The organism is Sporosarcina sp. Y838 (genome assembly GCF_056786515.1).
The window spans coordinates 308,555-329,811 of record NZ_JBXCJD010000001.1; the positions used below are offsets into that span (position 1 = coordinate 308,555).

Annotated in this window: 21 protein-coding genes; 16 read left to right on the forward strand and 5 right to left on the reverse strand. The window is 41.2% G+C overall.

Annotated elements, in window-relative coordinates; translation table 11 throughout:
* Nucleotides 1–57 precede the first annotated feature (57 nt).
* The 7 genes from pdhA (at nucleotide 58) to AC1TO4_RS01500 (ending at nucleotide 7,300) form a co-directional block, all read left to right on the forward strand.
* A complete protein-coding gene (pdhA, locus tag AC1TO4_RS01470) occupies nucleotides 58–1,173 on the forward strand; it encodes a pyruvate dehydrogenase (acetyl-transferring) E1 component subunit alpha (RefSeq protein WP_482100303.1) in 1,116 nt (371 codons plus the stop codon).
* A gap of 3 nt (nucleotides 1,174–1,176) precedes the next feature.
* The gene (locus tag AC1TO4_RS01475) at nucleotides 1,177–2,154 is read left to right on the forward strand and encodes an alpha-ketoacid dehydrogenase subunit beta (protein ID WP_482103861.1); all 978 of its coding nucleotides are present in this window, start codon (nucleotides 1,177–1,179) and stop codon (nucleotides 2,152–2,154) included.
* A gap of 77 nt (nucleotides 2,155–2,231) precedes the next feature.
* Complete coding sequence (locus AC1TO4_RS01480) at nucleotides 2,232–3,578, forward strand: dihydrolipoamide acetyltransferase family protein (RefSeq protein WP_482103862.1); 1,347 nt, start codon at nucleotides 2,232–2,234, stop codon at nucleotides 3,576–3,578.
* A gap of 3 nt (nucleotides 3,579–3,581) precedes the next feature.
* Nucleotides 3,582–4,994: a dihydrolipoyl dehydrogenase gene (gene lpdA / locus AC1TO4_RS01485; protein ID WP_482103863.1), complete on the forward strand. Its 1,413-nt coding sequence runs from the start codon at nucleotides 3,582–3,584 to the stop codon at nucleotides 4,992–4,994.
* 199 nt (nucleotides 4,995–5,193) lie between these two features.
* Nucleotides 5,194–5,967 (forward strand): polysaccharide deacetylase family protein, encoded by a 774-nt coding sequence (locus AC1TO4_RS01490; RefSeq protein WP_482103864.1) that lies wholly within the window; start codon nucleotides 5,194–5,196, stop codon nucleotides 5,965–5,967.
* 71 nt (nucleotides 5,968–6,038) lie between these two features.
* The gene (locus AC1TO4_RS01495; RefSeq protein WP_482100308.1) at nucleotides 6,039–6,995 is read left to right on the forward strand and encodes an NAD(P)H-dependent flavin oxidoreductase; all 957 of its coding nucleotides are present in this window, start codon (nucleotides 6,039–6,041) and stop codon (nucleotides 6,993–6,995) included.
* A gap of 23 nt (nucleotides 6,996–7,018) precedes the next feature.
* A complete protein-coding gene (locus AC1TO4_RS01500) occupies nucleotides 7,019–7,300 on the forward strand; it encodes a UPF0223 family protein (protein WP_482103865.1) in 282 nt (93 codons plus the stop codon).
* Between the two features lie 15 nt (nucleotides 7,301–7,315).
* Here the strand turns inward: AC1TO4_RS01500 and AC1TO4_RS01505 are convergent, their stop codons facing one another.
* Complete coding sequence (locus AC1TO4_RS01505) at nucleotides 7,316–7,945, reverse strand: YktB family protein (RefSeq protein WP_482103866.1); 630 nt, start codon at nucleotides 7,943–7,945, stop codon at nucleotides 7,316–7,318.
* A gap of 159 nt (nucleotides 7,946–8,104) precedes the next feature.
* On the opposite strand from AC1TO4_RS01505, the gene AC1TO4_RS01510 reads away from it, so the two are divergent.
* Both AC1TO4_RS01510 and AC1TO4_RS01515 read left to right on the forward strand, forming a co-directional pair.
* Complete coding sequence (locus AC1TO4_RS01510) at nucleotides 8,105–8,302, forward strand: hypothetical protein (RefSeq protein WP_482103867.1); 198 nt, start codon at nucleotides 8,105–8,107, stop codon at nucleotides 8,300–8,302.
* Between the two features lie 118 nt (nucleotides 8,303–8,420).
* On the forward strand, nucleotides 8,421–9,215 hold the full coding sequence (locus tag AC1TO4_RS01515; protein WP_482103868.1) for an inositol monophosphatase family protein: 795 nt from the start codon (nucleotides 8,421–8,423) through the stop codon (nucleotides 9,213–9,215).
* Nucleotides 9,216–9,281: 66 nt separating this feature from the next.
* Here AC1TO4_RS01515 and AC1TO4_RS01520 read toward each other — a convergent pair whose 3' ends face one another.
* Nucleotides 9,282–9,467, reverse strand: coding sequence for a YlaF family protein (locus AC1TO4_RS01520; protein ID WP_482103869.1), 186 nt, complete (start codon nucleotides 9,465–9,467; stop codon nucleotides 9,282–9,284).
* Between the two features lie 100 nt (nucleotides 9,468–9,567).
* On the opposite strand from AC1TO4_RS01520, the gene typA reads away from it, so the two are divergent.
* Together typA and AC1TO4_RS01530 are read left to right on the forward strand one after the other, a co-directional pair.
* Nucleotides 9,568–11,397, forward strand: a complete 1,830-nt coding sequence (gene typA / locus AC1TO4_RS01525; protein ID WP_482103870.1) for a translational GTPase TypA — start codon at nucleotides 9,568–9,570, stop codon at nucleotides 11,395–11,397.
* Between the two features lie 181 nt (nucleotides 11,398–11,578).
* Nucleotides 11,579–11,923, forward strand: coding sequence for a YlaH-like family protein (locus tag AC1TO4_RS01530; protein ID WP_482100315.1), 345 nt, complete (start codon nucleotides 11,579–11,581; stop codon nucleotides 11,921–11,923).
* A 16-nt stretch (nucleotides 11,924–11,939) separates the two neighbouring features.
* Here the strand turns inward: AC1TO4_RS01530 and AC1TO4_RS01535 are convergent, their stop codons facing one another.
* Together AC1TO4_RS01535 and AC1TO4_RS01540 are read right to left on the reverse strand one after the other, a co-directional pair.
* The gene (locus AC1TO4_RS01535) at nucleotides 11,940–12,143 is read right to left on the reverse strand and encodes a YlaI family protein (RefSeq protein ID WP_482100316.1); all 204 of its coding nucleotides are present in this window, start codon (nucleotides 12,141–12,143) and stop codon (nucleotides 11,940–11,942) included.
* A gap of 13 nt (nucleotides 12,144–12,156) precedes the next feature.
* Nucleotides 12,157–12,657, reverse strand: a complete 501-nt coding sequence (locus AC1TO4_RS01540) for a peptidyl-prolyl cis-trans isomerase (RefSeq protein ID WP_482103871.1) — start codon at nucleotides 12,655–12,657, stop codon at nucleotides 12,157–12,159.
* A 185-nt stretch (nucleotides 12,658–12,842) separates the two neighbouring features.
* On the opposite strand from AC1TO4_RS01540, the gene AC1TO4_RS01545 reads away from it, so the two are divergent.
* From AC1TO4_RS01545 to pyc, 3 genes are all read left to right on the forward strand, one after another.
* Nucleotides 12,843–13,124, forward strand: coding sequence for an Fpa/YlaN family protein (locus AC1TO4_RS01545; protein ID WP_482100318.1), 282 nt, complete (start codon nucleotides 12,843–12,845; stop codon nucleotides 13,122–13,124).
* Nucleotides 13,125–13,186: 62 nt separating this feature from the next.
* Nucleotides 13,187–14,365, forward strand: a complete 1,179-nt coding sequence (locus AC1TO4_RS01550) for an FtsW/RodA/SpoVE family cell cycle protein (protein ID WP_482103872.1) — start codon at nucleotides 13,187–13,189, stop codon at nucleotides 14,363–14,365.
* Between the two features lie 2 nt (nucleotides 14,366–14,367).
* Nucleotides 14,368–17,805 carry a pyruvate carboxylase gene (gene pyc / locus AC1TO4_RS01555; protein ID WP_482103873.1) on the forward strand — a complete coding sequence of 1,146 codons (3,438 nt, stop codon included), beginning with the start codon at nucleotides 14,368–14,370 and terminating at the stop codon, nucleotides 17,803–17,805.
* A gap of 107 nt (nucleotides 17,806–17,912) precedes the next feature.
* Here pyc and AC1TO4_RS01560 read toward each other — a convergent pair whose 3' ends face one another.
* Nucleotides 17,913–18,824, reverse strand: coding sequence for a COX15/CtaA family protein (locus AC1TO4_RS01560; protein WP_482103874.1), 912 nt, complete (start codon nucleotides 18,822–18,824; stop codon nucleotides 17,913–17,915).
* A 325-nt stretch (nucleotides 18,825–19,149) separates the two neighbouring features.
* Here AC1TO4_RS01560 and cyoE point away from each other — a divergent pair, with 325 nt between their 5' ends.
* Nucleotides 19,150–20,067, forward strand: coding sequence for a heme o synthase (cyoE, locus tag AC1TO4_RS01565; RefSeq protein WP_482103875.1), 918 nt, complete (start codon nucleotides 19,150–19,152; stop codon nucleotides 20,065–20,067).
* 99 nt (nucleotides 20,068–20,166) lie between these two features.
* Complete coding sequence (gene coxB / locus AC1TO4_RS01570) at nucleotides 20,167–21,240, forward strand: cytochrome c oxidase subunit II (protein ID WP_482103876.1); 1,074 nt, start codon at nucleotides 20,167–20,169, stop codon at nucleotides 21,238–21,240.
* The last annotated feature ends 17 nt before the right edge of the window (nucleotides 21,241–21,257 follow it).

The following is a 21,257-nucleotide window of genomic DNA, read 5'->3' on the forward strand; positions in this document are numbered from 1 at the left end:
TTGTACCAATTATTAAACCAATGTTTCATAATACAGTTATAAAGGAGAGTTGCCGAAATGGCTGCAAACAAAAGCAAGCAGTTCGATCCGGTGGAGACACTTCACGCGATTGAAGAAAAGTTTGAAATGTTCCAGATTTTGAACGAAGAAGGCGAAATTGTTAATAAGGAAGCAGATCCAAAGTTATCAGATGAAAAACTTATCGAATTGATGACACGTATGGTATATACACGTATTTTGGATCAACGCTCAATTTCGTTGAACCGACAAGGTCGTCTAGGATTCTACGCACCAACTGCAGGTCAGGAAGCTTCACAACTTGCTTCGCAGTTTGCATTAGAACAAGAGGATTTCATCCTTCCTGGATACCGTGATGTTCCGCAAATGTTATTCCACGGATTACCATTATCGATGGCATTTCTTTGGTCAAGAGGACATTTCCAAGGGGGCAATATTCCAGAAGGTGTGAATGTATTCCCACCACAAATCATTATCGGTGCGCAATATATTCAAGCAGCTGGTATTGCACTTGGTTTCCAAAAACGTGGCACAAAAGCAGTTGCCGTGACGTATACAGGAGACGGGGGAACATCTCAAGGTGATTTCTATGAGGGAATAAACTTTGCAGGAGCGTACCGCTCACCAGCAATCTTTATTATTCAGAATAACCAATTCGCAATATCGACTCCACGTTCTGCACAAACGGCAGCAAAAACACTTGCACAAAAAGGTATTGCAGCTGGTATTCCGAGTATTCTAGTTGACGGTATGGACCCACTTGCGGTGTATGCGGTTACACGTGACGCACGAGAACGTGCAATCAACGGAGATGGACCAACGCTTATCGAGGCACTATGCTATCGCTACGGACCGCATACAATGGCAGGAGATGACCCAACACGTTACCGTACATCTGAAACGGACAGTGAATGGGAAAAACGCGATCCTCTAATTCGTTTCCGTACATACCTTGAAGCTAAAGGGGTTTGGAATGAAGAAAAAGAGAATGAAGTTATTGAACGTGCAAAAGAAGAAATTAAAGAAGCAATAAAAGAAGCTGATGCGGCTCCTAAACAAAAAGTTAGTGATTTCATTAATATCATGTACAAAGGTGAATTACCTTACAACTTGCAAGAGCAGCTAGATATTTACACAGAGAAGGAGTCGAAGTAACCGATGGCACAAATGACGATGATTCAAGCAATAACTGATGCTCTACGTACGGAGCTGAAAAATGATGAAAACGTCCTCGTCTTCGGTGAAGACGTTGGAAATAACGGAGGAGTCTTCCGTGCAACTGAAGGTTTGCAAAAAGAATTTGGGGAAGAACGTGTATTTGATACACCGCTTGCAGAATCCGGTATTGGCGGACTTGCAATTGGACTTGCGTTCACAGGTTTCCGTCCAGTTATGGAAATCCAGTTCTTCGGATTCCTATTTGAAGTAATTGACTCAGTTAGTGGTCAGCTTGCACGTATGAGTTTCAGAAGTGCGGGACGATATAATGCACCTGTAACAATTCGCTCTCCATTTGGCGGCGGTGTTGCAACGCCTGAAATGCACGCTGACAGTCTGGAAGGAATCGTAGCATCACAGCCAGGTTTGAAAGTTGTTATCCCTTCAACTCCTTATGATGCAAAAGGGCTTTTGATTTCTGCGATTCGCGATGAGAATCCGGTTATCTTCCTTGAGCACATGAAGCTGTATCGGTCATTCAGACAGGAAGTTCCTGAAGAAGAGTACACAATCCCACTTGGGAAAGCCGATGTGAAACGCGAAGGTAAAGATCTTTCAGTTATTACTTACGGTGCGATGGTTCACGAAAGTTTAAAAGCCGCTGAAGAACTTGAAAAAGAAGGCTATTCTGTTGAGGTTATTGACCTGCGTACAATTCAACCGATGGATATTGAAACTATAATTGCATCTGTTGAGAAAACAAACCGTGCAATTGTCGTTCAAGAAGCACAAAAACAAGCCGGAATTGCGGCGAATATCGTAGCTGAAATTACAGAGCGTGCAATTCTGAGTCTTGAAGCACCTGTACTACGCGTTACTGCGCCTGATACTGTCTATCCTTTTGCTCAAGGTGAAAATGCGTGGCTTCCAAATGCGAAAGATATTATTGAAACAGCTAAAAAAGTATTGATATTCTAAGTTAGATAATTTGAATGTTAAATATCTAAACCAAATGTCTAAAATAGTAAAATTCTTGATAAGAAAGGGTGAATCTTGTGGCATTTGAATTCCGTTTACCAGATATCGGTGAAGGTATCCATGAAGGTGAAGTTGTAAAGTGGTTTGTTAATAAAGGCGACAAAATCAATGAAGATGACATACTACTCGAAATTCAAAACGATAAAGCAGTAGTGGAAATTCCATCACCGGTTACGGGTACAGTTGAAGAGGTTGTTGTCTCTGAAGGTACTGTAGCAATTGTTGGAGATGTATTAATCCGTTTCGACGCACCTGGTTATGAAAGTGCGAAAACTGAAGATGACGCCAATGCTGAAACTGAAGCACAAGTTCAAGCAACAGCTGAAGCTGGTCAGAAGATTGAAAAAGAAGAAGCACCGAAAGAAGAATCGGTAACAACTACGGCTTCTGCAAGTTCACAAACAAAAACAGACGTCGATCCAAATCGCCGTATTATTGCGATGCCTTCTGTACGTAAATTTGCGCGTGAGCAAGGTGTAGAAATTCAACAAGTTGCTGGATCAGGCAAAAATGGCCGTGTTTTGAAAGAAGATATCGAGTCATTCCAAGATGGCGGTCAAATTCAAGAGGCTCCACCTGCAGATGCGCCACAAACAAAAGGGCAAACTGAAAGCGTTGAACAAGAAAAAACAGTCCAATCTCCAGTTTACTTAGAAGGAGATTTCCCTGAAACACGCGAAAAGATGTCCGGCATCCGAAAAGCAATTGCAAAAGCAATGGTCAATTCAAAACAAACAGCTCCGCATGTTACATTGCTTGACGAAGTGGATGTTACAGAACTCGTAGCACACCGTCGTAAGTTCAAAGACATTGCAGCTGAAAAAGATATTAAACTTACTTATTTGCCATATGTCGTGAAAGCACTTGTTTCAACATTACGCGAATTCCCGGTCTTCAATAGCTCACTTGATGATGCTACTCAAGAAATTGTTCAGAAGCATTATTACAACATAGGTATTGCTGCTGACACTGACCGTGGACTTCTAGTACCTGTCATTAAGCATGCAGACCGTAAATCGATCTTTGCAATTTCAGATGAAATTAACAGTCTCGCAGTTAAAGCACGTGACGGTAAACTATCCCCGGCGGAAATGAAGGGTGCGTCTTGTTCGATTACGAATATCGGTTCCGCAGGGGGCCAATGGTTTACACCGATTATTAATCATCCAGAAGTTGCAATTCTCGGAATTGGTCGTATTGCAGAAAAACCTGTTGTTAAAAATGGTGAAATTGTAGCGGCACCTATGTTAGCATTATCATTGGTATTCGATCACCGGATGATCGACGGCGCAACTGCACAAAATGCGTTGAATCACCTTAAGAAATTGCTCGCAAATCCGGAACTTTTATTAATGGAGGCGTAAACAATGGTAGTAGGAGACTTTCCAATCGAAGTAGACACGCTCGTCGTAGGTTCTGGACCAGGAGGATATGTTGCGGCAATTCGCGCGGCACAATTGGGCCAAAAAGTAATCGTAGTTGAAAAAGGTGATCTTGGTGGTGTGTGCTTGAACGTGGGATGTATTCCTTCCAAAGCACTTATTGCTGTTGGACATCGTTATGCAAATGCTCAAGATTCTGATTCAATGGGCATTACAGCAACGGAAGTGAAACTAGATTTCACTAAAGCGCAAGCTTTCAAAGATAGCGTAGTGAACAAGTTGACTGGTGGAGTCGCAGGACTTCTTAAAGGCAACAAGATTGATTATGTTCAAGGTGAAGCCTATTTCGTCGATAGCAACACAGTACGTGTGATGGACGAAACTTCAGCGCAAACATATAAATTCAAAAATGCAATCGTTGCAACGGGTTCACGTCCGATTGAAATTCCAACGTTTAAATTTACAGAACGCGTTATTAATTCTACGGGTGCTTTGAATCTTAAAGAATTACCGGGTAAACTTGTAGTTATCGGTGGTGGATATATCGGTACTGAGCTAGGATCTGCATATGCAAATCTTGGATCAAAAGTAACGATCATTGAAGGCGCTAATGACATTCTTGCGGGCTTTGAAAAACAAATGACACAGATCGTTAAAAAAGGCTTGAAGAAAAAAGGCGTTGAAGTTGTTGTTAAAGCGTCTGCAAAAGGCGTTGAAGAAACAGCTACTGGCGTTACAGTTACATACGAAGTAGGCGGAGAAGAGAAAAAAGTCGAAGCTGATTACGTACTTGTTACTGTAGGCCGTCGTCCGAATACGGATGAAATTGGATTAGAAGAGATTGGCGTTAAGTTCCTTGAGCGCGGTCTCATCGAAGTCGATAAACAATGCAGAACAAGCATTCCAAATATCTACGCAATCGGTGATATCGTTCCTGGACTTCAACTTGCACATAAAGCTTCTTATGAAGCGAAAATTGCTGCAGAAGCGATTTCAGGCGAGAAGTCTGAAGTTGACTACTTGGCGATTCCTGCTGTTTGTTTCACTGATCCTGAACTTGCATCTGTTGGCTTTACCGAGCAACAGGCAAAAGAAGAAGGTTATGAAACGGTAGTAGGGAAATTCCCATTTGCGGCTAATGGGCGTGCACTAGCACTTGATGCTTCAGAAGGGTTCGTTAAGCTTGTATCACGTAAAGAAGACGGACTACTACTTGGGGCTCAAATAGTAGGTGCAAGTGCATCAGACATGATTGCTGAACTTGCACTTGCAATTGAAGCGGGAATGACACTTGAAGATGTGGCTATGACAATTCATGCCCATCCGACGTTGAGTGAAATCTCAATGGAAGCAGCGGAAGTTGCTTTAGGTAAACCAATTCATATGATTACAAAATAAAAACTATAGTTAGAGATTAAACCGTCTATGAGGCAGAAAGTTATCCTCCTAGACGGTTTTTTTAGTTTGATATATTGTGATTAAAACTATTAAACTGGTATTCTTTTCTTATAAAACTTTAATTATGTTATTATTTAAGGAATTGAAAGGGCGGGACTAACTTGAAAAAAAAATAATATACATATTGGGCGCATTGATATTGGTATTATCAGCATGTTCCGACATAGATGTAGACGCCAAGCCTGAAAATAGAGACGAGAAATCATCTGAACCTGACGTTGAAATCATTGACAAAAGTACTGTTGAAGATCTCGATGAAATAGAAGAAGTTAATGAACCATTGTATGAAGTGAATCCCGCGACATATGCGATTGAACCGATTGGAAGTGCAAACAACAAGGTTGTTTTACTGACAATTGACGATGCACCTGATAAATGGGCATTAGATATGGCTAAGACGCTACAAAGTCTTGATGCACCAGCAATATTTTTTGTAAACGGTCATTTTATTGATACGGATGAAGAAAAACTTGTATTGAAAGAAATTCATGATTTAGGATTTATGATCGGCAATCATACGAAAACGCACGCTGATTTAAAACAACTTTCAGAAGAACAACAAACTGAAGAAATCCTTACAGTGAGTGATACAGTAGAGGGAATTGTTGGTGAGCGTCCAGTGTTTTTCAGAGCTCCGTTTGGCAGTAATACGGACTATAGCAGAGCGCTAGCGCTAAAAGATGGAATGCTTTTGATGAATTGGTCATTTGGCTATGATTGGGAGAAAAAGTATACGGATGTGGATGCATTGGCGGATATCATGGTGAACACTGAGTTACTACGTGATGGTGCGAATCTTCTTATGCATGATCGTGAATGGACTGCTGGAGCACTGGAGAAAATTGTCCTCGGTTTAAGAGAAAAGGGTTATGAGTTCGTAGATCCTGGAACAATCAAGGTCCCCGAGCAATAAGAGTATTCGGTAAAGGTTTGGTGGGTGTCAATGAAGAATATTGTATAGTAGAGATAATGGGGGGGAAACAAATGGAATGGAAAACTAGAATAACGGACTTGCTTGAAGTGCAGTATCCCATCGTTCAAGGTGGCTTGGCATACTTAGCATACGCGGAGCTTGCTGCAGCCGTTTCGGAAGCAGGGGGACTCGGGCAGATAACGGCTATGAGTTTGGACTCGGCCGATGAACTCAGAGCAGAGATACAGAAAGTGAAAGGGATGACGAATAAGCCTTTCGGTGTAAACTTTGCAATTGGACAGCATGGACGACCTTTCGCACATATGGTGGAGGCAGCGCTCGAAGAAGGCGTTCAAGTCATGTCGGTGACAGGAGGAAACCCAGCACCATTTTTTGCGCAACTTGAAAACACAAATGTCAAAAAGTTAGTACTCGTTGCCGCTAAAAGGCAGGCACAAAAGGCGGAATCACTTGGAGCCGATGCTGTTATGGTTGTTGGGCAGGAAGGCGGGGGACATCTTGGTCGCGATGACATCGGTACAATGGTTCTCGTCCCGCAAGTTGTCGATGCGGTCTCAATTCCTGTTATTGCCTCGGGTGGAATCGGAGATGGACGTGGATGGATGGCTGCTCATGCACTTGGCGCTGAAGGGATAGAGATGGGTACAAGGTTTATCGCAACGAAAGAGTGCGTTCATGCTTCACAAGCGTACATTGACCTTCTCTTAGCCAGCAAAGAAACGGGGACAACTGTTATCAAGCGGACAATTGGATCCCCTGCACGTGCATTAACAGGTAGTTGGACGGGTAGAATACTCGAAATGGAAGCACAAAATACTGATTATGAAGCATTGAAAGATTATATTAGCGGAGAAGCAAACCGGCGTTTCATCCACGACGGAGACTCTGACAATGGCTTTGGATGGGCGGGTCAAGTTGCGGGACTTATTAATGATGTGCCTTCCGTTGCTGAATTATTTGAACGTATGGTCAAGCAAGCAAAGACAATCCGCACCAGTTGGAACTAAAGTTAATAAAGGGGATGTTACACATGGATTATAATTATCCAATCAGGGAGGACTGGTCCACTGTTGAAATAATCGCAGTCGCCAGTTTTTATGAGGCAATTGAAGAAGCATATGAATCAGGTGTTGCTGGAGAAAAGATGCTTGAAGCATATCGCGAATTTAAAAAAGTTGTGCCTTCCATGTCAGAAGAAAAGACATTGTTTAAAGAATTCGAGGAAGCGAGCGGTTACAACAGTTACCGTGTAATTCAAGCTGCAAAAGCTGCAAAAAAGGAAGAAATAATAAAAGGAATGCCCACGCGTTAAGCGAGGGCATTCCTTTTACTTTCTATTAATGACAACATCATACACCGGGAGTAGACAATCAAAAGTTTCTTCTGCAAATTCCATAAATTCTTCAGTGGACAGTTTGATGGCATCTTCACGTGATAAATGACGTCCAACAAGAAATTCGGCTTTTTTAACGGTTTGTAGTCGTTCTAAAAGCTGTACTAATTCAAGTTTATCCATTTCTTGGATATTAAAAGCATCAGGTTTCATATGATCGCCGGATACAATATAGGATGCTGGAAGGGAAGTTAAAACGTTCAATTTCCTTTCAAGTCGTTCAGAAATTCCCATCTTATCAGGATTTTCATAAATAACTGCAAGAATAATGAATAAATGTGTTCCCCATAAGCCAATCTGGAAGTGAGGCAAAGCTTTATATCCTCGTTTTGCAGGTGCGAATGCTACCCAGCTGTCTTTAGGAGGATTGACTGTTCGTCTTGCATGTTTTGCGACATGTGGAAAAAATTCATCTGTACCGTGTGCAGAAAGACGATCCGCAAAGTGTGTGCCAAGCATATGGAACTTAGGTTGAATCCGATTTTGAAGTGCTTCCATCCGATTTTCAAGTCCTTCAGTGGAAAATACATCAAAATCATCTTTTTCCCAAAAATAATTTAGCATTTTCATTACCCCCAATAACATTTACACGTTTATCATAGCAGAAAACGGGGAACAATCTTAAATAACAAGGCTTATAACTAGAGCAACCCTAAGCCATGGCATATTTTAATAATAACTAACAGAAAATTAGGACTATATACTGAAAAAGGGGTGTCAACTATGAAACAGGTCGTCCATGTAATTCGGAAAGCCGATGTTGAGAAAGAATATGTTAAGCTGCTGAACTTAGAACTTGATTATGAACTTGCGACGCTTTTCGATGCAATAGAGGAAAAAGATGCAACACAAAACATGAAGAGTAAACATAGGTTAATGGAGATTCATCGTGAATTGGAGATTCTGAATGGATTTTCATAAGAACAAGTGCTCGCTGAAAAATGCATCCCTACACTTCCTTTCAAAACAGGGATAGTGTAATGGGATGCTTTTTTCGTTATAGTATGATATAGATGGTTGAAGGGGAAGAGGTGGCTTCATGCAATGGGGAAGTATTGATCGTTACGCAAAATCCTTGATTAAAGAGGCAGGACATAAAATACGTGTTTCTTTTTTCAATCAAATTGACATCAATTCCAAGTTGGATGCCAATGATCTTGTGACAAATATAGATAAGGAAATTGAACAGTTTTTCATAAGTCGGATAAAAAAGGATTTTCCAAGTCATAGAATTATGGGTGAAGAGGGATTCGGAGATGACGTTCACACACTTGACGGGGTTGTCTGGATGCTTGATCCAATTGATGGAACAATGAATTTCATTCATCAAAAACGAAATTTTGCCATTTCGCTAGGAATATTTGCTGAAGGTGTCGGAATGTTAGGTTATATTTATGATGTGATGGGTGATGATTTCTATCATGCGGCGAAAGATGAAGGAGCTTACTTCAATGATGAGCGTCTGCCCCAATTGGAGATTACACCGCTTAGCGAAGCAGTTATTGGTATTAATGCTAGTTGGGTGGCTCCAAATCGCTTTGTTGAAAACGAACAAATCATAGAGCTTATTCAGAAGTGTAGAGGGACAAGGTCTTATGGATCTGCTGCAATGGAGTTGGCGTATGTCTCTTCGGGCAGACTGGATTCGTATATGTCGATGAGACTTTCCCCATGGGATATAGCGGGGGGAATTGTTATTGCTCAGGAGGTCGGTGCTGTTGCAACAAACATGAAAGGGGAAACCCCCCATCTACTCGGCCAAGATACATTTATCGTTGCAAGGCCGGGCTTACATCAAGATATATTGACTAAATATATCCGTCTAAAGCAATAAAAAAAGGGGTCGTCAAGTACCGGATATACCGAATAACTTGAAACGACCCTATGGATTAACCCTATTCTAAAGTATACCTTGTTCTCTATATCTTTTTTTCGTCTTGAATCCATTGCCCATTACAAGAATGAGTGCCAGTATAGCGATAATGGCGATGGGAAAACTGCCCATGCCAACTGCAACACCGATTGCACACATTGAAGCTATAGCGGCAGCGGAGTAAAAAACGAAAATCCATTTAATGTTTTTCAAAAAAAATACCCCCATCTGTAATTAAATGTTTTAGAATTATCAATACATGTGCTATAATAACACAGTTAATCAGATGAAAAAAGAATAATGGAGTGAAATCATGACTAAACTACGCAATGATTTACGTAACATAGCTATTATCGCACACGTCGACCACGGAAAAACGACGCTTGTCGATCAACTTTTAAAGCAATCGGGCATCTTCCGTTCGAACGAACAAGTCGATGACCGTGCAATGGACTCAAATGAAATTGAACGTGAACGCGGAATTACGATTCTCGCAAAGAATACGGCAATTGAATATAAAGATACAAAAATTAATATTCTTGATACACCAGGTCACGCTGACTTCGGTGGAGAAGTTGAACGTATCTTGAAAATGGTAGATGGTGTAATTCTGGTTGTCGATTCATACGAAGGTTGTATGCCACAAACTCGTTTCGTATTGAAAAAAGCGCTTGAGCAAAACTTAAAACCAATTGTTGTTGTTAACAAGATTGACCGCGAGTTTGCTCGTCCAGAAGAAGTCGTGGATGAAGTTCTTGAGTTATTCATTGAACTTGATGCGAATGACGAACAACTTGAATTCCCTGTTATCTATGCATCAGGATTCAACGGTACTGCAAGCTTATCACCAGATGTTTCAACACAAGAAGAAACACTACGTGTCCTTTATGACGCGATCTTAGAACATATTCCTGCACCGGTTGATAACCGGGACGAGCCTTTGCAGTTCCAAGTGTCGCTTCTTGACTACAGCGATTACGTAGGCCGCATCGGTATCGGACGGGTTTTCCGCGGAACGATGCAAGTTGGACAGTCGGTTGCTGTTATGAAACGTGATGGTACTGTGAAAAACTACCGTGTTACGAAATTGTCAGGTTTCCTTGGTTTGAAACGCGTTGATATCCAAGAGGCTTTCTCTGGTGATCTCGTTGCAGTATCTGGTATGGAAAACATTGACGTCGGTGAAACAATTTGTCCGGCAGATCATCTAGAAGCACTTCCGGAGTTGTTCATTGACGAACCAACGCTACAAATGACATTCCTTGTAAACAATAGCCCGTTTGCAGGTAAAGAAGGTAAGTGGGTAACGTCAAGAAAAATCGACGAACGCCTTCAATCTCAATTGCAAACAGACGTTTCTCTTCGCGTAGATCCAACTGATTCACCTGATGCATGGACTGTTTCAGGACGTGGTGAGCTTCACCTGTCGATTCTGATTGAAAACATGCGTCGTGAAGGATTTGAATTACAAGTTTCGAAACCAACAGTAATCGTAAGAGAAATAGATGGCATTCGTTGTGAGCCTATCGAACGTTTACAAATTGATATTCCTGAAGAGCATACAGGCTCTATTATCGAGTCAATCGGTGAACGTAAAGGCGAAATGCTTGATATGATTAACAATGGTAACGGACAAGTTCGTCTAATATTCAATGTACCTGCTCGTGGATTAATCGGTTATTCAACTGATTTCCTTACATTAACAAGAGGTTACGGAATTATGAACCATACGTTTGATTCTTACCAGCCGATGGCTAAAGGTAAAGTTGGCGGTCGCAGAAACGGTGTTCTTGTTTCGATGGAGAACGGAACAGCTACGCCTTACAGCATAATGCAGCTTGAAGATCGCGGTATTATGTTCGTTGGTGCTGGAACTGAGATTTACGCTGGAATGGTAGTTGGTGAAAATACGCGCGAAAGCGATTTGACTATCAACTTAACGAAAGCTAAACAAGCAACGAATGTTCGTTCAGCATCGAAGGATCAGACGGTTACAACTAAAAAGCCGCGTATTATGTCGCTTGAAGAAGCGTTGCAATATTTGGATGATGACGAGTATTGCGAAGTAACGCCAGTATCAATCAGACTTCGCAAGAAAATTCTTGATAAAAACGAACGTGAACGCGTACAGAAAAAGAAATAATTTTTTAACTTCATTTCATTAAAATTAGAGCAGGGGAAACGATACATGTCTTCCTCTGCTCAAATTTGGACAAATAGAAGGCCAGGCGGTTCATCTAAGCGTCTTGTTAGCGGTAGGTAGGGTAATATGCCTTCTCGTTGACTTGGCCGGTAGAATAGCTTTTAAGAAGGGACTGTGTTGAATGAGTGCTAGTGTTGGGGATGCAGAGGTATTCGGACGGATGTCAGGCATCGCACGCTTCATTTACGAAGTGATGCCTTCCTTTACGATAGCCGGTTATGTGCTTTTTGCCCTCGTCTTCCTCATGTCGGCAATTGTTTATAAACTGGGATTTGCTAGAAAGCTTAAGCCATTACAGACTTTAGTCATCTATGTATTCCTGTTTATCGGCTGTCTAATATTAACTTTTCTTGGGTTTTTCCTTCCGATTGTGGAAGGGCTTATCGTTGCGGCTCTCATTTTAATAATTTACAGAGTCCGTAGAATGAATGAATACAAAGACGAAAAAGAAGACCCCATCGTTTGATGGGAGTCTTCTTTTTTTAAAACTTTTTTTCGATGGCTAGTGAACTACGGTGAAATATGAAGTTCCCTGTTGCAATACGTGCAATGGTTTTTTCTGCAATCCGGACATTGCATTCCTCACACATATACGTGTGAATTGGACGGTTACGAAGTGTTTTTGCCAGTGGTAAATCATCCGGAAGTTGTCCGATATTGTCGCAAATGACACATTTTACGCGCATTGGAAATCCTCCTTCAATCGACTTGGATTGCTATGACGTTGCGAATCGGATTGTCGTTATTCGATCCGTCTTTGAAAATGACATGAACTGGACCGCCATCAAGAAGTGGTTTTCCTTCATCACTAAATTTAAAAATAATCTCTTCTGCTCTTTCAAGCGGGAAAGTATGGCTATCGCCGTCAGACGTTTCAAAAGAAAATCTCACGGCGTTAGTAGCAGGCTCTGCAATTTTCAAGAAGTGACTTAATTGAATACCATAGGTACCAGTCACAACCTTTCTCTTTTCAAACTTTTTCTCCGTTTCTAACGTTGGTGGTACAGTTGCACCCTCCATTATTTCGCGGGACCAATGTTTTCCCATAGCTCTTTTATATTCTTCTAGTTCATCTTTTTCAACGCGATTTTCGGTAAAATATGTTTTTAAATCCACACGACGATCATCGAAAATCCATACAGTTGGGTCCAGTGTGATACCATAACGTACATTTCCTTTAATCGGAATTATTTTTTCCAAAAGAATATCCCCCTAAATAATAAAAAAATCATTTCACATCAGTATAACGCTTCGTTGCCACAAGGAAAAGCTTTTCCAATCGGATGCATAGAGCCAAAGGGAAATCACTTGCTTTTTCCCCAATCGGAAGATACAATTTATTCATAATAACCATTAAGAAATAAAAGTTTGATGGGGGCGTCCTCATGGATATAGAATTGCAGGAAACGTATCAGGAAAAGGCGATGAAGCAACTTCAGGCCGATGCTGATAAGATAGGTCAACTAATAAAAGTACAAATGGACCATTTGACGATGCCTCAGTGTCCGCTATATGAAGAAGTGCTGGATACTCAAATGTATGGACTATCACGGGAAATTGAATTTGCCGTCAAGCTCGGTTTGATTGAACGATCTAAAGGTAACGAAATTCTTTCTTTACTTGAGAAAGAAATGACAGTCTTACACGAAATATATACGAGAAAATAAGCCGAAAACTCAAACTGACATAAAGGTTTGAGTTTTTTGTTTAATGAAAAAGAGGTAACCCTATGAAAATATATGTAAAAAAACTAATTCGTTATTTTGATTTCCCCTTGTTCTTTGTCTATTTGCTGCTCTGTCTTTTTGGACTAGTTATGATTTATAGTTCAAGTATGGTAACGGCTGTGGATAGATATGACTATCCGGCTGACTATTTTTATCAAAAGCAATTATTAAACCTAGGCCTCGCGATTCCTGCTTTCTTTCTGGCGGCTTTTTTTCCATATAAGAATTACAAACGGAAAAAGTTAATGATTTTTGCAGTAATCAGTATGTTAACTCTTTTATTCATGGTCCATTTCGTGGGCTCGGGTGAACATGTCGGGGCTACCAGTTGGATTAAAACGCCATTTGGCAATCTGCAACCATCCGAAGTAGCAAAACTTGTTTTAATAGTTTATTTTTCTGGCGTATTTGCAAAAAAGTATGAATCTGGTACAATCGACAACATTAATCAATCAATTTGGCCTCCCGTAGGTATCCTCGTTTTAGCGGTCGGTTCCATCATGCTTGAGACGGACATAGGAGGTTCGTTTATTATTATTATCACTGCACTTTCTGTACTTGCGGCAAGTGGTATTAAAAAACGTACCTTCTTAAAAATTAGCGGACTCATTTCGGTCGGTCTAATTTTTGCAGCCCTAATTCTATATTTTCAATGGGAATCAATTATGACCGACGGAAGGAAAGGAAGGATTCTGTCATTCCTCAATCCGTTTGATTATATTCAGGGATCGGGCTACCAAATTGCGAACGGTTATATTGCAATTGGCTCTGGAGGCATTTCTGGAAGAGGCCTTGGTAACTCAATTCAAAAAATGGGTTATTTGCCGGAACCGCAGACAGATGTCATCATGGCGGTTATTTCAGAGGAATTAGGCTTGTTGGGTGCTATTATTGTTATTGGGGGTCTTGGTTTTATCGTTTTGAGGGCGTTAGCAATCGCACTTAAAGCCAAAGATCCACATGCACGTATGCTAGCAGCTGGAATAGGAAGTATGATAGGAATTCAAACATTCGTTAATTTGGGTGGTCTGACGGGGTTGGTACCGCTTACAGGCGTAACCTTGCCATTTATAAGTTATGGCGGAACTTCAATAATTCTGTTATCTTTATCTTTAGGAATATTGACGAATGTTTCTATGTTCGTGAAATATGAAAAAACAATGAGAAAAGGAAGTGCCTAGTGATGGAACAGATTAACAAAATCCTCGTAGCGAATCGTGGAGAAATTGCTATCCGAATTTTTCGTGCTTGTACTGAATTGAATATTCCGACAGTAGGTATTTATTCCACTGAAGATAGTGGATCATTTCATCGTTATAAGGCGGATGAGTCTTATATTGTCGGAGAAGGAAAGAAACCAATCGATGCTTATCTTGACATCGAAGGGATCATCGCAATAGCGAAAGACTCCGGCGCAAATGCCATCCATCCCGGTTATGGCTTCCTAGCTGAAAATACCGATTTTGCAAGACGTCTCGAGGAAGAAGGAATCATCTTCATAGGTCCAAGTTCAAAGCAGTTGGACATGTTCGGAGATAAAGTTAAGGCGAGGACTCAAGCTATCAATGCAGGCATCCCTGTTATTCCAGGTAGTGATGGTCCTGTTTCTACGGTCGAAGAAGTCGGAAGATTTGGAGAGACAAACGGCTATCCAATCATTATCAAGGCATCGCTTGGTGGCGGCGGACGCGGCATGCGAATTGTAAATTCAGCGGATGAAGTCAACGAGGCTTTTGAACGCGCGCGGTCAGAAGCAAAGTCTGCATTCGGATCTGATGAAGTATATGTGGAGAAATACATCGATTTACCAAAACATATCGAAGTCCAAATTCTTGGGGATACATATGGCAATGTTATTCACCTATACGAAAGAGATTGCTCAATTCAGCGCCGCCACCAGAAAGTTGTTGAAATTGCACCTTCCATTTCATTGGAAGATGGGTTGAGGGAACAGATTTGTGATGCGGCAGTAAAATTGATGAAAAATGTTAATTATAAAAATGCGGGTACAGTGGAATTCCTTGTTTCAAACGGTCAATATTATTTCATCGAAGTCAATCCGCGAATTCAGGTTGAGCATACGATTACAGAAATGGTGACGGGCATAGACATCGTTCATGCACAAATTCGTATTGCAGATGGAAAAAACATTCATGAAGGCGAAGGAAGTATTCCGACGCAAGAAAACATACCGCTATTTGGATATGCGATTCAATCCCGTGTTACAACAGAAGATCCATTGAACGATTTTATGCCTGACACAGGAAAATTATCGGTTTACCGTTCGGGTGGAGGCTTTGGTGTACGACTTGACGCAGGTAACGGATTCCAAGGTGCTGTTATAACACCGTATTATGATTCATTACTGGTCAAAGTTTCAACATGGGGCATGACGTTCCGTGAGGCTGCATCTAAAATGAGCCGTAACTTACAAGAGTTCAGGATTCGGGGCATCAAGACAAATATCCCATTCCTCGAAAATGTTGTAAAACATAAAAACTTCCTAACAGGAAACTACAATACTAGTTTTATTGATACGACACCGGAATTATTCCTATTCCCTAACCGTAAAGACCGCGGAACGAAAATGTTGAATTATATTGGGAATGTTACTGTAAACGGATTCCCAGGAATTGGTAAACAATCGAAGCCAGTGTTTCATCCAGTAAGAAAACCGATAGTGGACCTCCTCACACCGCCACCGTCAGGTACAAAACAGATTTTAGATGAACGTGGTGCAGAAGGGCTTATCAAGTGGATAAAAGAACAAGATGATGTTCTTTTAACAGATACAACATTCCGTGATGCTCACCAGTCGCTGTTGGCAACGCGTGTGAGGACTTCTGACATGACGTCAATTGCATCTGAATCGGCAAGACTCATGCCCGATCTATTCTCATATGAAATGTGGGGCGGTGCGACATTTGACGTCGCTTACAGATTCTTGAAAGAAGATCCATGGGACAGGCTTCTGAAAATACGTGAACAAATTCCAAATGTCCTTCTCCAAATGTTGTTCCGTGGTGCAAATGCAGTTGGTTACACGAATTATCCTGATAATGTTATCCGGGAATTCGTTAAAAAATCGGCGGATGCTGGAATAGACGTATTCCGTATATTCGATAGCTTGAACTGGATTAAAGGAATGGAAGTTGCTATTGACGCTACGCGTGATGCAGGTAAAGTTGCTGAAGCGGCTATCTGCTATACAGGCGACATCCTAGATGATTCGCGTGCAAAATATACCGTTCAATATTATAAAGACATGGCAAAAGAGCTTGAATCAGCCGGAGCGCATATTCTAGCTATTAAAGATATGGCGGGTCTGTTGAAACCGGAAGCTGCATATCGACTTGTTTCAGAGTTGAAGGCGACAGTGGACATTCCAATTCACTTACATTCCCACGATACGAGCGGTAATGGGATTTATATGTATGCGAAAGCGGTTGAGGCTGGCGTGGACATCGTTGACACGGCTTTAGGGGCGATGGCGGGTCTAACTTCACAACCTTCAGCGAGCTCGTTACACTATGCGCTACAGGGCGGTAAACGCAATGTGCGTGCAAACGTCAACTCGCTAGAGAATCTATCTTATTACTGGGAAGATGTTCGGAAGTACTACCAGCACTTTGAAAGCGGCATGATGAGTCCGCATTCGGAAATCTACGTTCACGAAATGCCAGGCGGTCAGTATTCTAACTTGCAACAACAAGCGAAGGCGGTAGGCCTTGGTGAACGTTGGGAAGAAGTTCAGAGTATGTATTCACGTGTAAACATGCTATTCGGAGATGTCGTGAAAGTGACGCCGTCATCCAAAGTCGTTGGCGATATGGCGTTATTCATGGTGCAAAATGAAATGGATGAAAAATCTGTTCTGGTTCGTGGAACTTCTATTGATTTCCCAGAATCCGTAATTGAGTTTTTTGAGGGCTATATCGGCCAGCCATATGGCGGCTTCCCTGAAGAATTGCAAAAAATAATTTTAAAAGAACGCCAAGCTATAACAGTTCGTCCTGGAGAGCTACTAGAAGATGCGGATTTCGAAAAACTCCAAAAAGAATTAAATGCAAAACTTGGGCGACCGGTTACAAGTCATGAAGTGCTTTCATCTGCACTGTATCCGAAAGTTTTCGAAGAATACTCCGTGACAAATAAGCTTTTCGGTGATCTATCAGTAATTGATACACCTGAATTTTTATACGGAATGCGTCTTGGAGAAGAAATCGAAGTGGAGATTGAAAAAGGGAAAACACTGATTGTTAAACTTGTATCTATTAGTGAACCGCAGCCAGATGCGACAAGAGTAATCTATTTTGAACTTAACGGTCAACCGCGTGAAGTCGTCATTGAAGATATGAATGTCGAGTCCGTTACAGTTCGTAAACAAAAAGCAGATACTTCAAATGAAGCCCATATTGCTGCAACGATGCCTGGTACAGTTTTGAAAGTCGCAACTTCCATAGGAGCGAAAGTGAAAAGAGGAGAACATTTACTCATCACAGAAGCTATGAAAATGGAAACGACGATTCAAGCACCTTTTGACGGTGTAGTTAAAGACATATATGTTACTGCTGGAGAGTCGATTTCGACTGGAGACCTGCTCGTAGAATTAGAACATTAATAGAAATAACAACAGCACATGGGATAATTCCATGTGCTGTTGTTATTTTCTCTACTATTTTGGGTAAATATATAAAAGGACCGTCCCAAGGGACAGCCCATTTACATTTACTTTGTAAGTTTACTTCTCGATACAAGGAGAATCATATAAGTTAACAATCCAAACAGTAATGTGATAAATAATGAATGAAGCAAAGCAACATAAAGATTCAACTTGGTTAAAACAACCGTCATGCCCGTAGTCGCCTGAATTGCTACAAGGGTAAATGCGATAATCCATCCCCAGTAGATGACACGCTGATTTTTGTAATGACGAATTGCATGTATCATGATGACCAATAGCCAGATGAAAATGAGTGACGCTGCAGCACGGTGACCCATCTGAACCCACTCATACATATTACGAGGTAGTGCGAAAGAGTCGTTTTGGCATAATGGCCAGTCAATACAGGCCAATCCCGATTCAGTATGACGCACAAGTGCTCCAGTATAAACGACGATGTAAGAGTAAATTGTAACGCCAATCGTGTGCCATTTTAACCGTTTGCCAATCTGAATTTTATCGGCATCGAATTTACTGTCTACTTCAAATATGAGTAGTGTTAATAGAAGAACTGCCGCAAAAGATAGAAGTGAAATCCCAAAGTGAAGGGCGAGTATGAAGTCCCCTTGGCCCCATAATACTTGAGCCGCACCGATCAATGCCTGTAGTATAAGAAAGAACACTGCCATAACTGCTAAAAACTTTGTTTCTCTGATATGCCCAATTGCTTTCCATGACCAGGCAGCTAAAATGACAATTAGGATGCCAACGGAGCCTGTGACGAGTCGATGCGAAAATTCAATCAGTACTTCTGCGGTAATCTCATCAGGAATTAATTGGCCGTTACATCCAGGCCAATGTCTACCGCAACCCATTCCACTATCAGTCTTTGAAACAAGAGCTCCGCCGAGTAAGATTAAGAGCATGCCTACTGTTGAGGCGACTGCAAACCATTTCAAATACCTATTATATTTCAAGAAAAGACACCTACTTTTTAAATGATAACTAGCTGCAAAAAAGTTCCCTACGTTTTTGATGATAACGAAAAATTGTTAAAAAGACAACGATGAACAGCTGTAAATGGCTGAGTAACTGCCTATTTCACAAATTGTTCATAAATAAGACGCTTTAACTTCACAAAAGGTATATAGAAATGATTTACTATAGAGAGAGTTCATTAATGAATGTGTCGGTTTTACTATGGATTCGGGTGAAATTTTGTATATGTATAGAATTACAACTCGATTTTCGATATAGTAAAGTATAGCGGCTGATACATACAACCATGAAAGGAGGGGTAACTTGTCAAACGGTCATACCATTTCTGCACCTGCCGAATCAAAAGCAGTGACTGCGTCTCTTTATAAAGACTTCCTTGCGCTTATTAAAATCGGCATCGTCAACTCGAATATGATTACTACTTTTACCGGACTATTTCTTGCGTTTCAATTCACCGGTAAAAACTTTCTACATAATATAGATTTGCTAATCTATGCACTTGTCGGTTCTGGATTGATTATTGCCGGATCTGCGGCACTTAATAATTTAATTGATCGCGATATTGACCCTGTTATGACGAGAACGAAGTCCAGACCAACAGTTACCGGACGCTTTAAGGCACCGGCTGTATTGGCACTTGCACTGATTTTCATCGTTGTAGGTGAAGTTCTTTTGTTTTCCGCTTCTGTAGCAGCTGGTCTTTGGGGACTTGCAGGTATCTTCAGTTATGTTGTACTCTATTCGATGTGGTCGAAACGCAGGTATGTTAGTAATACAGTTGTTGGAAGTGTTTCAGGAGCCATACCGCCGTTAATCGGATGGGCTGCGGTCGAGCCAGCACTGGGAGCAGGTGCTTGGGCATTATTCCTAATCATGTTCGTATGGCAACCGCCTCATTTTTATGCACTGGCGATGCGAAGAACAGAGGAATACCGCGCAGCGAATATTCCAATGCTGCCTGTTGTAAAAGGTTTTGCTAGAACTAAGAAATCGATGCTTGCATGGGTACTGTTTTTATTTCCAATCCCATTTCTACTTAGCGGACTTGGAATAGGCTTCTTAGTTCTTGCTACCGCGTTGAATATCGGATGGCTTTATTTAGCGCTTAAGGGCTTTAAAGCCAAAGATGATCTTAAATGGGCTACAGGAATGTTTATCTATTCATTGAATTACATGACAATCCTATTTGTTTCAATGATCATTTTCTCGATATTCATCTAGTGTTCCGGAATTCTTTCTTTAGACAGGAATTCACATAAAGAGGTCAATCGTCCTCAAGTATTAAGAAATCATTTTTAGAAAGAGAGGTATCATTAAGCGATGATGAAAGGACTCAAAAAGTGGCGTCTTTTTTCTCTATTAGCAGCTCTAACCATATTCCTTGCGGGTTGTGGCCAACAAGAGCTATCCACACTTCTTCCGGCAGGACAAGTCGGAAAAGATCAATTCAAATTGTTGATATTATCATCATCAATTATGTTGTTCGTTATTGTCGTAGTAATGGCTATTTACTTAGTTGCAATTGTTCGCTTCAGACGTTCAAAATTAGGTGAAGACCATGTACCTAAGGACATTGAAGGAAGCCATACATTGGAACTTGTGTGGACGGTCATACCGGTTCTTCTAGTAATCCTTCTAGCTGTACCTACTGTTTATTACACATATAAATTCAGTGATGTTACAGCGATGGAAACAGTAGATGAGGATGGAAATGCTGAAAACCTTGTCGTCGATGTTACGGCGAAACTATACTGGTGGGAGTTTGAATACCCAAGCCTCGGAATCGTTACAGCACAGGAACTTGTTGTACCAACTGGAAAAAAAGTATATTTCAACTTGATAGCAGCGGATGTTAAGCACTCCTTCTGGATTCCGGCAATTGGAGGTAAGCTCGACACGAACGTTGAAAACGTCAATAAGTTTTACTTAACGTTTGACGAAGAGTCGAAAGATCTTAAAGACGGTGTATTTTACGGTAAATGTGCGGAACTTTGCGGACCATCACATGCATTAATGGATTTCAAAGTGAAAACATTACCGTCAGCCGAGTTTGACGAATGGGTTGTAGCGATGCAGGCAACTGGCGATGAAACGACGGATGTCGCTGCAGCAACAACTCAAGGTGAAGAACTGTTCCAACAAAGCTGTATTATGTGCCACGCAACTTCCGCGGTTGGTGAAAGTGGAGCGCAAGGTCCCAACTTAGCATCATTCGGCGACCGTAATCGAGTTGCAGGATTTATGGATCACACAGAAGAAAGCTTAGTTGAATGGATTTCTGACACTCAAAAATACAAGCCTGGAAACTTGATGCCGTCATTCGGTGAACAGCTTTCCGACGATGAATTAAATGCAATTTCAGAGTACCTTATGGGTCTTTCGGTAGAAAAGTAATTATTAACGTGAAATTG

Bases quoted from the DNA above. Each gene is read 5' to 3' on its own strand.
- AC1TO4_RS01510 (WP_482103867.1), top strand. From the start codon at position 8,105: ATGAAACAGGTCGTCCATGTAATTCGGAAAGCCGATGTTGAGAAAGAA.
- AC1TO4_RS01500 (WP_482103865.1), top strand. From the start codon at position 7,019: ATGGATTATAATTATCCAATCAGGGAGGACTGGTCCACTGTTGAAATA.
- AC1TO4_RS01535 (WP_482100316.1), bottom strand. From the start codon at position 12,143: ATGCGCGTAAAATGTGTCATTTGCGACAATATCGGACAACTTCCGGAT.
- AC1TO4_RS01475 (WP_482103861.1), top strand. From the start codon at position 1,177: ATGGCACAAATGACGATGATTCAAGCAATAACTGATGCTCTACGTACG.
- typA (WP_482103870.1), top strand. From the start codon at position 9,568: ATGACTAAACTACGCAATGATTTACGTAACATAGCTATTATCGCACAC.
- AC1TO4_RS01505 (WP_482103866.1), bottom strand. From the start codon at position 7,945: ATGCTAAATTATTTTTGGGAAAAAGATGATTTTGATGTATTTTCCACT.
- pyc (WP_482103873.1), top strand. From the start codon at position 14,368: ATGGAACAGATTAACAAAATCCTCGTAGCGAATCGTGGAGAAATTGCT.
- lpdA (WP_482103863.1), top strand. From the start codon at position 3,582: ATGGTAGTAGGAGACTTTCCAATCGAAGTAGACACGCTCGTCGTAGGT.
- AC1TO4_RS01515 (WP_482103868.1), top strand. From the start codon at position 8,421: ATGCAATGGGGAAGTATTGATCGTTACGCAAAATCCTTGATTAAAGAG.
- AC1TO4_RS01530 (WP_482100315.1), top strand. From the start codon at position 11,579: ATGAGTGCTAGTGTTGGGGATGCAGAGGTATTCGGACGGATGTCAGGC.
- pdhA (WP_482100303.1), top strand. From the start codon at position 58: ATGGCTGCAAACAAAAGCAAGCAGTTCGATCCGGTGGAGACACTTCAC.
- AC1TO4_RS01545 (WP_482100318.1), top strand. From the start codon at position 12,843: ATGGATATAGAATTGCAGGAAACGTATCAGGAAAAGGCGATGAAGCAA.
- AC1TO4_RS01550 (WP_482103872.1), top strand. From the start codon at position 13,187: ATGAAAATATATGTAAAAAAACTAATTCGTTATTTTGATTTCCCCTTG.
- coxB (WP_482103876.1), top strand. From the start codon at position 20,167: ATGATGAAAGGACTCAAAAAGTGGCGTCTTTTTTCTCTATTAGCAGCT.
- AC1TO4_RS01495 (WP_482100308.1), top strand. From the start codon at position 6,039: ATGGAATGGAAAACTAGAATAACGGACTTGCTTGAAGTGCAGTATCCC.